The 12,819-nt window shown below is 42.5% G+C and carries 11 protein-coding genes; 7 read left to right on the forward strand and 4 right to left on the reverse strand.

Annotation, left to right across the window (positions count from 1 at the left end):
• Positions 1-79: 79 nt before the first annotated feature.
• The 6 genes from F8S12_RS38130 (at position 80) to F8S12_RS38150 (ending at position 5,831) form a co-directional block, all read left to right on the forward strand.
• Positions 80-1,264 (forward strand): AbrB family transcriptional regulator, encoded by a 1,185-nt coding sequence (locus tag F8S12_RS38130; protein WP_196521523.1) that lies wholly within the window; start codon positions 80-82, stop codon positions 1,262-1,264.
• Positions 1,265-1,600: 336 nt separating this feature from the next.
• Positions 1,601-2,260, forward strand: a complete 660-nt coding sequence (locus tag F8S12_RS38135) for a phosphoribosylanthranilate isomerase (protein ID WP_196521524.1) — start codon at positions 1,601-1,603, stop codon at positions 2,258-2,260.
• A gap of 169 nt (positions 2,261-2,429) precedes the next feature.
• Positions 2,430-3,245 (forward strand): DUF1838 domain-containing protein, encoded by an 816-nt coding sequence (locus F8S12_RS38140; RefSeq protein WP_196521525.1) that lies wholly within the window; start codon positions 2,430-2,432, stop codon positions 3,243-3,245.
• Positions 3,246-3,759: 514 nt separating this feature from the next.
• Positions 3,760-3,885 (forward strand): hypothetical protein, encoded by a 126-nt coding sequence (locus F8S12_RS41880; protein WP_269144873.1) that lies wholly within the window; start codon positions 3,760-3,762, stop codon positions 3,883-3,885.
• Positions 3,851-4,699, forward strand: coding sequence for a nucleotidyltransferase domain-containing protein (locus F8S12_RS38145; RefSeq protein ID WP_196521526.1), 849 nt, complete (start codon positions 3,851-3,853; stop codon positions 4,697-4,699). The genes F8S12_RS41880 and F8S12_RS38145 overlap by 35 nt, the downstream gene beginning before the upstream one ends.
• 262 nt (positions 4,700-4,961) lie before the next feature.
• Positions 4,962-5,831, forward strand: coding sequence for a DUF4394 domain-containing protein (locus F8S12_RS38150; protein WP_196521527.1), 870 nt, complete (start codon positions 4,962-4,964; stop codon positions 5,829-5,831).
• A gap of 284 nt (positions 5,832-6,115) precedes the next feature.
• Here F8S12_RS38150 and F8S12_RS38155 read toward each other — a convergent pair whose 3' ends face one another.
• Both F8S12_RS38155 and F8S12_RS38160 read right to left on the reverse strand, forming a co-directional pair.
• Positions 6,116-8,350 (reverse strand): glycoside hydrolase, encoded by a 2,235-nt coding sequence (locus F8S12_RS38155; RefSeq protein ID WP_196521528.1) that lies wholly within the window; start codon positions 8,348-8,350, stop codon positions 6,116-6,118.
• A 78-nt stretch (positions 8,351-8,428) separates the two neighbouring features.
• Complete coding sequence (locus tag F8S12_RS38160) at positions 8,429-8,659, reverse strand: NifU family protein (RefSeq protein ID WP_196521529.1); 231 nt, start codon at positions 8,657-8,659, stop codon at positions 8,429-8,431.
• A 442-nt stretch (positions 8,660-9,101) separates the two neighbouring features.
• On the opposite strand from F8S12_RS38160, the gene F8S12_RS38165 reads away from it, so the two are divergent.
• Complete coding sequence (locus F8S12_RS38165) at positions 9,102-9,941, forward strand: Rpn family recombination-promoting nuclease/putative transposase (protein ID WP_196521530.1); 840 nt, start codon at positions 9,102-9,104, stop codon at positions 9,939-9,941.
• 238 nt (positions 9,942-10,179) lie between these two features.
• Here F8S12_RS38165 and F8S12_RS38170 read toward each other — a convergent pair whose 3' ends face one another.
• Complete coding sequence (locus tag F8S12_RS38170; RefSeq protein WP_196521531.1) at positions 10,180-11,955, reverse strand: ATP-binding protein; 1,776 nt, start codon at positions 11,953-11,955, stop codon at positions 10,180-10,182.
• A gap of 149 nt (positions 11,956-12,104) precedes the next feature.
• Complete coding sequence (locus F8S12_RS38175) at positions 12,105-12,341, reverse strand: hypothetical protein (protein WP_012408258.1); 237 nt, start codon at positions 12,339-12,341, stop codon at positions 12,105-12,107.
• Positions 12,342-12,819 lie beyond the last annotated feature (478 nt).

A 12,819-nucleotide genomic window follows, 5' to 3' on the forward strand; every position in this document is an offset into this window, starting at 1 on the left:
CCCTGCCCCCTACCTCCTACCCCTTTGCGATCGCGTTAACTTGAGTGCATAAGTTAAATTAATAAAAAAGTTTGTATAGATGAATCAAAGCTTAGGTGTTGCTCCCAATCTGGCAGAACACACTGATGAACATCCTGCCGTTCCGAAACAACAGCTATTTTTAAAACAAGCAATTGTCCTTGTATTGGAAATGCTTTTAACTTTGCCTTTAGGTTTATTTCTGGCAAAGTTCCATGTTGGCGGGATTGCCTGGATATTTGGCGGGATTGCTGCTGGTACTGTGGTTCTTCAAGGGTGTCGGGTTTTCTATAAATATTCCCCCAAACCTAACCGCACTGCTAGGAAAGTGGGAATGGCACTTGTCGGCTTAACTGTCGGCGCTTCCAATGCTCACGGTAATCTAGCTAGTGCTGCTTCTGGTATTCCAATCTTTATTTTTCTGACTTTGTTTTTGATGTTGAGTGGAAGCGGCATTGGTTATATTTACTCCCGCATCAGCAAAACCAATCTGTTGACAGCAATGCTGGCTACAGTTCCAGGCGGTGTAGGAATTATGGCAGCGATCGCCGCCGATTACAATCAAAATGTTAGCTTGGTTGCCCTAGTTCAGGCAATTCGCGTCACCTCAGTAGTTTTTTTAATTCCCTTCATCGCTAGGACATCAGTTGGTAATTACTATCCACAAACACTTTCAATCAACGCTGTTTGGCTCAATCTCGATCCATCTCAACTAGGATTACTCCTATTAGTACTGCTAATCACTGGATTAGTAGTTTATCCCGCTATATTATTTAAAATTCCCGCAGGCGATTTCTTTGGTGCATTGTTGATTGGCATCGGGTTTAATCCTTTGTTACATTGGCTGCCTTTTGTGGGTGATATTAGCTTTAGTCCACCGCCTTTAATTAACTTACTCGGTCAAATACTCTTGGGAATTACTATTGGTGAGTATTGGGGAGACAAACCCAATTTGACAAAACGAACTGTCGGCTATGCTTTGATGTCTGTAGTGATGACCCTTGCAACCGGAGCGATCGCTGCTATACTTGCGATGCAATTAACCTCTTGGGACTGGTTAACTTGTCTGCTAGTTACGGCACCAGGAGGATCAGCAGAAATGATCCTGGTTTCGTTAGCATTGAATCATAATGTTGAAATTGTCACAACTGGTCATTTAGTGCGACTGATTGCAATTAACAGTTCCCTACCACTTTGGGTCTTTTTGTTTCGCCGTCTTGATAAGCAATTTTCAGAACCAGCTTAAAGAAGTCTACAAAGGGACTTCTAAATAAAAAAATATCCAATTGCAATGCTTGTTCACAAGTATCAAATACTCGTTCACGAGTATCAAAGATGGATGAATGGAGCTAAAAGACTCGTTCACAAGTATTAAAGGTGGATAAACGGAGCTAAAAGACTCGTTTACGAGTATCAAAGACTCATTGTTGCATTCCAAAATATATCTTCTCTGCTCTGCTACCCGCCTGCTTCTGTGCCGCCTTTCCTTTAAACTATCAGCTTCAGGTCTTATTCTAAATTTAGATATTACCGTTTTTGTCAACTGCTTTTAATGGACTGGTGCTTTAGGAGTTAGGAAAGAATGGAAAGAACAGCAAGCCCAAGAGTCAAAATTTGCTGTATTAGCAGCATAGAAGAAGCATGGATGGCCATTCGTTGCGGTGCATCTGCCCTCGGTTTGGTTTCTTATATGCCGAGTGGCCCCGGTGTTATATCTGAGGAACTAATTGCCAAAATTGCTGCTTGTGTGCCACCCCCAATCGCCACTTTTTTACTGACTTCAAGCCAAGATGCTCAGGAGATTATTCAGCAGGTAAGACGCTGTGGGATAAATACTGTGCAAATATGCGATCGCCTAGAGTCAGGAAGCTATGAAGATATCAGAGTAGCCTTACCTGGGATCTCCATTGTCCAAGTAATTCACGTCATTACAGAAAAATCCATAGACGAGGCAATCAGCGTAGCGCCCCAGGTGGATGCAATTCTACTAGACTCCGGCAATCAATCATTGCTGATTAAAGAGTTGGGCGGTACAGGACGTATACACGACTGGAACTTGAGCGCCAAAATCCGTGAGCAAGTAAACGTGCCAATTTTCTTAGCTGGAGGTTTGACATCTGAGAATGTTGCTCTTGCAGTTGATCAAGTTGCTCCTTTCGGACTTGATTTGTGTAGCTCCGTTCGCACCAATGGCAAATTAGATGAGAATAAGCTCAAGTTGTTCTTTCAACAATTGAAATAGGGCATTGGGCAAAACAGTTCCGAGTTAAGAGTGCTGAGTGCTGAGTAAAGAAGTGATATTCCCCACTCAGCACTCCCCACTCAGGACTCAGCACTCAGCACTCCTAAAGATGCAACTTGAATGCTAATTAGCTTATTCTTTTGTTATCCAAATACTAAAGATGCTTTAGATGGTTGCCCAAACCCAAGAACTTGAAGCCCAGCACTGGGTTAAAACTCGTTCTTCCCTCGACCCTAGCGAATCTACTTTCCTGATTTGGAAAGGTAAAATTTACGCCTTTATCCCCGGCGAGAAAAGACAACTGCTGTTTAAAATGGTGGGATTGAGCGTTAGCCGATGTATTCCCACGACAGAAGGTAGTTGGAATTTTACTTCCAGGGAACTGACTTATTACCTCAACCCACAGACAGATGAGGTTTTGCATAAATGGGAGAATCCTTGGACAGGTGATACAGTTCCGGTGATTCACGTTGCCAATAATCCCGTGCAGGGTAAGTTTGAGGGAAATTTTCCCGCCCAAGTAGATGGTGACAGCACAACCTTCGTTTTTGATATATTTCCCTATTACCCTAATCCCTTAGCAGACGATCCGAAATTTGCCGAGTACTGCCCAAATCCAATTTATCAGGCGGCGGAATTATTTAAATTAACCGTGCCAACCGCAGATTTATTCAACACAGCACTTAAGTCAGTTTCTCAACTCAAACTGAGTTGGGATAGGATTGGTCAATGGCTTCCCTGGATGAAAATGGGCGATCGCCCTGGTCAACTTATCTACAGTGCTGTTGGTAGCAAAGTCAATGGTTTAGAAGAATTGCCCCCACTGCTGCAAGAGGAAATTAATAACCGTATTCCTTTATATAAAAAAGCCCCAAAAGCGCTTATAGATGGGGAAGATGTGACCTCATGGTTATACTTCCAAAAGCACTTTCAGGCTTACTTGGCTGGTGAAATCTTCCCACTCCCCCAAGCAGAAGAGCTTTAAATTAGCCTCAAAGCATTATCGAACTCTTGCTAGAAGATAGCAGTGATCCGACAAGCAAACTTAGTACACAATTTCGTAAATTCGTGACAAATTGAGGGTTTACAGCTATTTTCAGGTAAATAGACCATGCGGTAGGGGCAATTCATGAATTGCCCCTACGACAGATGCTAAAGCTAGTAAGAAAAAACAACCAAATCTAAAAAGGTTGTTGAAAATGCACCAATAATACCGGGGTTTGATGTGGAGACTAGCTTATGAAAGTTCAATCTTTACAACTAAAATATTTTAAGAAATTCCGATCTCCAGATTTATTTGATTTCACAGATATAGAAACTGGGTTAGCACAAGATATTATTGAAGCAGTATTTGATCCAATACAGTTCAGATAAGACCAAAACATTTGTAGAGACGGCGATTTATCGCGTCTCAAAAACCCAAAATTTTGTACCAGTAGCCCTTAACCCAAGCGTATTGGTATTTGATCTGGTTTCATGGTAAAGATATTCAAAAAGCTATGCAGAAACAGAAATCTCAGTACATTTCTCTGAATGCTTTTTTTGATTGGGCACTTAATCAACTTGATGTTAATCAGTACCCCGATTTAATTGAGTTACAAAACAGAATTGGCGATCGCTATTGAAGGAGATAGTATGATTGTTCCCGAACCACAAGGAGAGATGCTAGAGCAAATTCTGCCAAAGCTGAAGACGGATGACCGTTTACTAGGTGTAGCGATCGGTGGTTCCTATTTGAGTGGAGAAATGGATGAGTATTCTGACCTCGATCTGAGTATTGTTGTAGATGATCTTCATTATGAGCAGGTTTTAAAAGAGCGTCAGCTTTTAGCCAACCGATTGGGGAAACTGCTGGCAGGTTTTACTGGCGAACACGTCGGCGAACCCAGGTTATTAATCTGTCTCTATGACAATCCTCTTGTACACGTCGATTTGAAGTTTTTGCTTTTAAAAGATTTCCAAACAGACCGCGTAGAAAATCCTATTGTTTTATGGGAGCGAAAAAATCTACTAACTTTAGCTGTTTTAAATAATCCACGCAACTATCCACCCTTTGATCCACAGTGGATTGAAGACCGCTTTTGGGTGTGGGTACACTACGCTGCAACTAAATTAGGAAGAGGTGAACTTTTTGAAGTCATTGATTTTCTTTCTTTTCTGCGTGGGCAAGTTCTAGCCCCATTAGCCAAGGTGCAAGCTGGACTGCTTCCACGCGGTGTAAGGAATCTGGAAAGGGAAATTCCATCTCATTTGAACGATTTTCGGCAGACTATTCCCGCTAAACATGACCAAAAAGAAATTGGGCGATCGCTTCAACACACCATTCACTTTTATTGCCAACTTCGCGCTGCATTAAAAATGCCAAAATTAGTTGTCCGCTCTCAAGCCGAAGCTGCTTCTACAAAGTATTTACAAACAATAATAGATGGCTTCAAATAGCTTTGATAGGCTAATAAGTTCCATCAGTGACTGAGAATGAAGAGTGCTGAATTAAAAGTGCCTTTATATTTAAGTAAAATTTAATTTACAAAAATTTAAAGTTTCAATGAAGACAGATTCCGTGTCCTGAGTTTACAGAAGTTGTTGGTGTACTATTTACTTGAAGTAAAATTTACAATTGCGTAAATATATTTACGTTAACTGTAGGTTTGGCTGAATTTTGCCCATCACATAAGTAAAACTCCCAATTAAAGGCTTTTCAATGAAATTAAGTAAGCTAAGTACAGTCATCACTGCACTCATAGTAGCAACGACATTTGATCTACTCACCGTCGCCAAGGCGGCGGCAGTTAGTCTAGTAGGACTAACTGAAGACAACAATCTAGTTCTTTTTGATTCCAGCAATCCCACCATTACTAGTACTGTCTCAGTCACTGGGATCGAGGGTACTTTGTTGGGTATTGACCGTCGCCCAGCTAACAATCTGATCTATGGTCTAACAACTAACAACATATACACCATTAACCCGTTCACGGGTGCTGCTTCTTTTGTAAGTGCCCTTTCCGTACCCTTCGACGGCGGGACAATTTCTGGAGTAGACTTCAACCCAGTACCTGATCGTCTACGGGTCGTTGGCGCCAATGACCAAAACTACCGCATCAACGTGGAGACTGGTGCGGTTCTTATTGATGGGACATTAAACCCAGGAGATCCCAGCATCACTGCTGCGGCATACACTAATGTTGACAATGACCCGGCAACCGGAACCATGTTGTACACTGTTGACTACATCACCGACGTATTGAACATACAAGCCCCTCCAAATAATGGCACTCAGGTACTAGTAGGTTCCCTCGGTCTCGACATTAGCTCGGCAGCAGGGTTTGACATTTTCACAGACAACGGAGTGAATACTGCCTTCTTGGCAGCCACTCCAACCTCTGCATCTGGCTCCAATCTATATACCATCAACTTGGCTACAGGTGCTGCTACCTCAATAGACACCATCAGTAGCGATAAGCGTCTTATCGGCCTGACAGCTGTTGTCCCTGAGCCTAACGTTGGTCTTGGCGCTTTACTCGGTGTTGGTGTTTTTGCTCTATTAGGTCGTCGTCTCAAGTTGGTCAGATAGTCAGACTTCTGATCTCTCTAGAGATTATGCCGAGAGAAAGCTTTTAGTGGTTTTGTGCAAGCAAACCGAAAAGATACTCAGCATAGCTAGTTGTGTATAAATGGTGTGAGGTTATAGATTCTGCACTAGCTGTTCGATTAATACCATTTCACGAAATTTTTGCTAGATATACATGGATAGGAGCGTACATTTGTACGCCCCTACACCCAATTTATTAGTTGCAAATATTTTTGAAATCGGTATGGAGAATCATCTTCGTAAACTCTCGCATCTGTTACCTGAATTTACGGCACCTCAATTGGAATCAAAGCATTTTCTGGCAAGTGGTTGGAAAAACGTCCTTCATCTGCAAGCACCAAAATTAGGCGCAAAGAATAATCTGGCGGAACTTGCAAATCTGCCCACGGTACTGCTAACTCTAAACAACTATTTATTGCTACTTGAGCGCGACTGAAACGGGGATGCCATTGATAATTGTCTCCAGCTTCTCGAAACTGAATCGATTGTGTCAGTAAGTTAATTTCCAGAAGATGGTGGAAAAGGTAATTAAGTGGGGCTGCATCCGGTACATCTGCCAAGGGAACTGGGCTATTGACCATTGTTTTTTCTGGATAGAACCACAGCAAATTCAACTCTGTTGGCAAATCCCGCCCTGGTGCAGCCCCACTTTTAAAGTCCAGCCGCAAATAAAAATTGAGGTGATCCACTCCATACCAAAGTCGCTGGATGACACTGCTATTGTGCATCGTTCCCCGCGCTCCGCCGATTTCTATGCGTCCAGCTCTGTCCCAGTCTTGTTCGTCACCTTTGCCATCGATGATGGGATGAATAAACCCTTGTGGTGCGTGTTCTGCCAGTGCCTGGTGGCTTTCCACTGGTTGTTTGAGATAGGGCGGTACAGGTTCATTTAATGCTTTGTAAATGCCAAACAGATGTTCTCGAAACAATCGATCAAAGATGGCATCTTGATTTGAAGAGTGTCCTGCGCCAAACCACCAAAACCAGTCGGAACCTTCTGCGGCATATAATGCTTCCCACGCTTCTGGGTTGTTTTCTTCCGTCGCTTCGGGGTGACTTGCGAGCATAACCCTTGCTGCTGTTAGATAATCCCAAGCACGATTTTTGGCGGGATCGCCGATCCAAGTGGTGAAACTGCCATCTACCCAAGAACCGCTATGTAATTGCTCTCCGGGAATGGTGGCTGTAGCTGGAAATTCTTCGAGAAATTCGGAGACTGTGACAAGTTTGAGGTGGGGTTCATCGCTCAAACTTTGATACAAAGCTTCTAAGAAGGGTTTGCCGTCTTGGGGATAAAATTCCCAGCAATTCTCTCCATCCAAAGCGATGGTAACTAACCAAGGTTGTTCACTTTGACTATCTCTTTGCATTTTAGCGATCGCTTGCAAATGCCCCACTAAGTCGGCTGCTGCTTGTTTTGCTGGCATTGCACTGTAGGTAAAGCCAATTAAATCTGATAATCTGTGGTCACGAAACACAATGGACAAGTCACCCTCTGGGGTTTCCAAACGATAGGGTCGGTACAGCAGTTCTGGTTGCTCTACATTCCCCGCCCCATCCCGATGAAAAAAGTGTTTCAGTGTCCATCCTAAGACGGCTTCATCTGAGCATATCCACTTAAATCCTTGGTTAATAATGTGCGGTAGTACTGCCGGACTTACTGACTGTTCCGAAGGCCACAAACCACGAGGTATCTGTCCAAAACGGTCTTTATAAAAGTTCCAAGCTTTCCGCAAGTGGCGGGGAATATCTTCTGCCCACTGAAAACGCTGCTTAGGTAGTATCATATTAGACACAGCTACCCGACCAGAATTGGTATCAGCTAGCAACGGCAAAATTGGGTGGGTATAAGGCGTGGTAGTAACTTCTAGCTGCCCCGCCTCCTGCATTTTTCGATGTTGGGGGATAATGCGGCTAAGAATTTCTCGTTGTTTGGAATAAATGCGCTGGCGATCGCTTAAAGTAAAATTTCGTCCCTGTTTTAACCAAGTAGCAATTTCCGGGTCATCCCAAAACAGTGGATCGATCCAAGCCAAATTGTGCCAAGCTAACAAATCACCATAATCTGGCAATTCCCAATTTGTTAAACACCAAGCTTGCCCTTTTTCCTGTCTTTGGTAATACAACTCGGCATAGCGGGGATGGGGGTCAATTAGGGTATGGTGATTGGCATCAAAAAAGTGTTGGATAATGAATTCGCGCTGTTCCTGAGTGAGTTGTTCATCTGGTGTCAAGCTGGCTGTAAGGTAAGGGTCAAGAGCAGTGCCAGCAATATAATCTTCGAGTTGCAATATCAGCGATGGTACCAAATTCACCGTTTGGTGTAACTTAGGATACCGTTCTAGAATTAATATCAAATCCAAATAATCTTTAGTCCCATGCAAACGTACCCAAGGCAGGCGGTACTGCTGACTAGGAGATAGTGAAACGCCGCTGCCAGGAGATTTGTACAGCGGCTGATGTTGATGCCAGATAAAAGCGATGTAAAGAGGATGGGACATAAGAATAGTTAGGAGTTAAGAATAAGGAGTTAGGAGTTGATTCAAAACTCATCACTCCTAACTCCTAACTCCTAACTTTTACACCACTTGCTCAATTTCTGCAATTTCAGGAATCATTTCCTTGAGGCGGCGTTCAATACCCATTCTTAGGGTCATTGCAGAACTGGGGCAAGAACCACATGCACCTTGTAACCGCAGTTTTACAACAGGCCCATCGAGTTCTACGAGTTCCACGTTGCCACCATCAGACATGAGATAAGGGCGCAATTCATCTAAGACTGTTTCAACGTTGTCAATTGTGAGTTCCATAGTTTAGACCAGGTAAGTGAATGATGGGCGTTGGGAATAGGGCATTGGGCATTGGTGAATGATAGATAACTGGTAATCTGAGAACTCCCATCACCTATTCTCCGTTGCCCTAAAATTTTATTTTCTAGCTTTGTTAAAACAATCCTAGACGCAATTGCAGCTAGTTTGTCAGTTCTTTAGTTGGCATTTGCCATTTGTCAGTGGTCTGTTATCTATATTTTAATGACTTTTGACTAGGCATTGGGAATCTTTCTGCCCTATTCCCTATTTACACGCAGTCCAATTTTCCTCAGTAACAGACCTTACAGCCTAGTTGGGAACAAGCTATATTTTGAGTATTACTGGTTTATTTGCGATCGCATAGCGACGTTATATGGGCGATCGGCATAACGTAAAATAAAATGTATCGCAGATTTGACAAATAAGTAGCATAGAACGCTTCATGCGGCGAGACTCAATTTTTTACAAACTTTTCCAACAATCCCCCACTTTGCTATTTGAACTATTGACAAATTCTCCATTAAATGCCAAGGGTTATCGATTTGATTCGGTAGCTGTTAAAGAACCGAAATTTGAAATAGATGGAGTATTTCTCCCACCAGAAAACGCAGGTGCTGGAATTGTATATTTCTGTGAGGTACAGTTTCAAAGAGATGAACAGCTTTACGAAAGGGTATTTGCTGAGTCTTCTTTATATTTCTATCGCAACCGCGCCAGATTTAGCGATTGGCAAGCGGTTATAATTTATCCGTCGCGCGGTATTGAGCAGAGTGATATTTACCCTCATCGAAGCCTACTTAACGGAAACCAAGTGCATCGCGTGTATCTTGATGAATTAGGGGATATTCGCCAATTACCTTTATGGGTAGCGCTGATGGTGTTAACTACTGTAGCAGAAGAACAAGCACTACAAGAAGCTAGATATTTACTTGAGCGTTCTTCTGTTGAGCAGTCCGAAACTGCAAGTCGCGCCATAATAGAGATGATCACGACAATAATGGTGTACAAGTTTGAACAATTAAGCCAAAGGGATGTAGAACAAATGTTAGGTATAACACTACAGCAAACGCGAGTTTATCGAGAAATCAAGGAAGAAGGACGCCAGGAAGAGGCAGGTAATCTTGTAATTCGCCAGTTGACTAAACGATTTAGGCAGGAATTCTCTGAGGAAATACGCTTCTCAGTTTCTAGTTTACCTTTGCCTGTTATAGAAGATTTGAGCGAAGCACTGTTAGATTTTACTAGCGTGGCTGATTTACAGGCTTGGTTAGAAGCACGATGATAACTCCCCTAAGCCAAGTCTAATGTACGGGGTAAATACACATACTATTTTTAAACCTTGCGATCAATCAAATTTTCGTGGCTTTTAATGGTCTGCTTATTTCCGTCAAGCTGTACTAGCCACTACGGTAAATTATGCCCGTCGAACTCACGTTTATTAAATAATAATTGCTCAAATAGTTTAAAGTTAAAAAATCAAAACCCAGTATTGCCAAGTATCCAAACTCAGCACTCACAACTCAGCACTCACAACTGTTTATTGAGTCGCTATCACTAGATGAAAGTATGACTGGTTGTTGATATAGTGGCACGGTGAATGTGACTGTTGAGCCAAGTCCTTCACCCAGACTATAAAAATGTACTTCGCCGCCCATTGCCTCCACGAGCTTCTGGGATATTGCCAGTCCTAAACCTGTACCCCCATACTGGCGAGTGCGGGAGCCATCCACCTGAGAGAATAATTGAAATAGTTTATCTTGTTTGTCTAAGGAAACACCGATGCCAGTGTCGGCAACACGTACTCTGACCATGCCAGGAAATTGCTGACCTTGAAAGTTCGCCTTCGCTTTTTTAAGTACTAAATCGGCGCTGACAGTTACGCCGCCTTCATGGGTAAATTTGATGGCGTTACCTAACAAATTCATCATAACTTGTAGCAACCGTTGATAGTTGCTTTGGACAATAATTTCATCAGAGGTAGCAGGCATCTGCATCCGAAAGCTGAGGTTTCTCATTTCTGCTTGGGGACGCATAAAATTTTCTACATCACTAAATAGCTCATCTAGCTTGACTGGAGCGTAAGTTAGCTCCATTTTACCAGCTTCGATTTTGGCAATGTCCAAAATATCATTAATGATATTCAGTAGATGTATCGATAATTGGTGAGCTTCTGTCAAAAATTGGTTTTGTTCTTCTGGATCATCTGCCATCCCTTCTAAAATCAGCTTTAAAAAGCCAATCATCCCGTTAAGGGGGGTACGAATTTCATGGGATACATTAGCCAGAAACTCGCTCTTCAGACGGGAAGCTTCTTCAGCTTTTTGACGGGCTGCTTCTAATTCTTTATATAAAGTAGCATGAGCGATCGCAGTTCCCAGTTGATCTGCTGCTTCTTTTGCAAGTTCTAGTTCCGATTCTGTTAATGTGTAGCATTCATCCTGCCAAGTCAAAGCAACTAATCCATTGGCTTGGTCTTGATAGCAAGTCGCAACCACCAAAGTTTTCTGCCGCCCAGACTCCGTGTATCCAGGCACTTCTATCACAACTGGTTCTAGGGTTGCTAATGCCTGAGCAAAGGCAGGCTCAGAATCTATATCTATTTCTTCTGAGCCAAGCATTGAGGTAAGTTCTGGCTGGTGATACTCAGCCATCACTTTCACTTTTGAGCTACAGGGTTGGTAGGGACGACAAATAATGCAGCGTTCTAGTCGCAGTGCTTTCCCTAAACTGTCAACTGTTTGTTGCCAAATAATATCTAAATCCAATGTCCGGCGGATATTTCTGGTAATCCGATTTACCAGTTTTTGGTGTTGCTGTGAACGTAAAACCAATTCTATTTGTGTGGGCTTTCTTGATGCCACACACACTTGTTTTTTGTTGAGTGTAGCTTGCAGCAACCGTCCCATCACTAAAACTGTAGTGGCAGCCGTTCCCAAACTTGGCATAATCGGACTAATTACCAACTCCAACTCAAATAATTCCTGGTGGTAGCTAAACCAACATTGAAACCTTTCTGGGATCAAACTTGTCAATATTCGGTGCAATCGTTCCAAATAGCTAACCTTATCCACTGGCCCAAAGGTTTGGGCTTGGTTGAGATCGTCAACTATTTTTTCGGTATTTAACCCCAGGAGGTCGCTGTACTGCCAACAAAAGGTCAGATAGCGCCCTGCCGCATCTTGCGTGTACACCAACTCGGCTCCTAGTGTTGGCAATGAACCATCAGTCTTACTGGTTATAGATTCCAGATTTGGGGGAAATGCATTCGCTAATTGAGAATTGGCAATAATAGTCATTAATTGAGTTGGATAGACAAAGGGTATCCGACCGTAATTTTACTAAAGCTGCTCCAACTTTTGCATAAATTTTTACAGCTTTTTCGTTTTTATTGGCTATTTCTTGGTGTTCTGAAATCCAGATTGGCAAACTTCACTTTTTTATAGTGTCAATCGTTCCATTCACCCCGAGGAGGAACGGGGGTACGCACAGGTGTGCGCGTCAGTTCATCATCTCTGAGTATTTCACCCCGTAACCATTGGCGAATCGCCACCTCAATCACTTTACTTGGGTCATTGGTGAGATGCTGAATTTGCTCTAGTAACTCGGAGTCTAGGCGGACAGCAATTTCTACCTTATCGGCTCGGGTGTTTTCCGCTTCGGTAGTTTTCTCTTGCATATTCATAGGTTTGACATACTGTGAATTGGTTTAGTCTAAAGCTTTGTAAAGTAGTTATATTCATCATTATTTGGGCTAATTCACTGAAAAAATCTTCAAGGGCACAGTTATATAGTTCCCCGAAATAGCACCAAAGTAACAGCTTAAGTTTCAAATCGCATTTTTCATATAACTAACTAGACAATAGCTTTTTAGAACTTTTGTCGGGAAATCAGTGATTTTGGGCGATTACGGGTGATAATTGCCCATGATCCCTACATTATCCCTACACGTACTTATTTACATTTATTGTACGCTCCTAGCTGTTGAATACTAGCAACGACAAATAGACTTTCATAATATTCTTAAAAGTTCACCTATTTAGATCGAAAGTTAAAGATGGGGTGAAGAGGGGAGTAGGGAGTGGGGAGTAGGGAGTAGGGGAAGAATAATACTTCTAACTCCTAATTCCTAACTCTTAATTTCTAACTCCTAACTCCTAACT

The organism is Nostoc sp. WHI (assembly GCF_015714725.1).
Taxonomy (GTDB): Bacteria; Cyanobacteriota; Cyanobacteriia; order Cyanobacteriales; family Nostocaceae; genus Nostoc.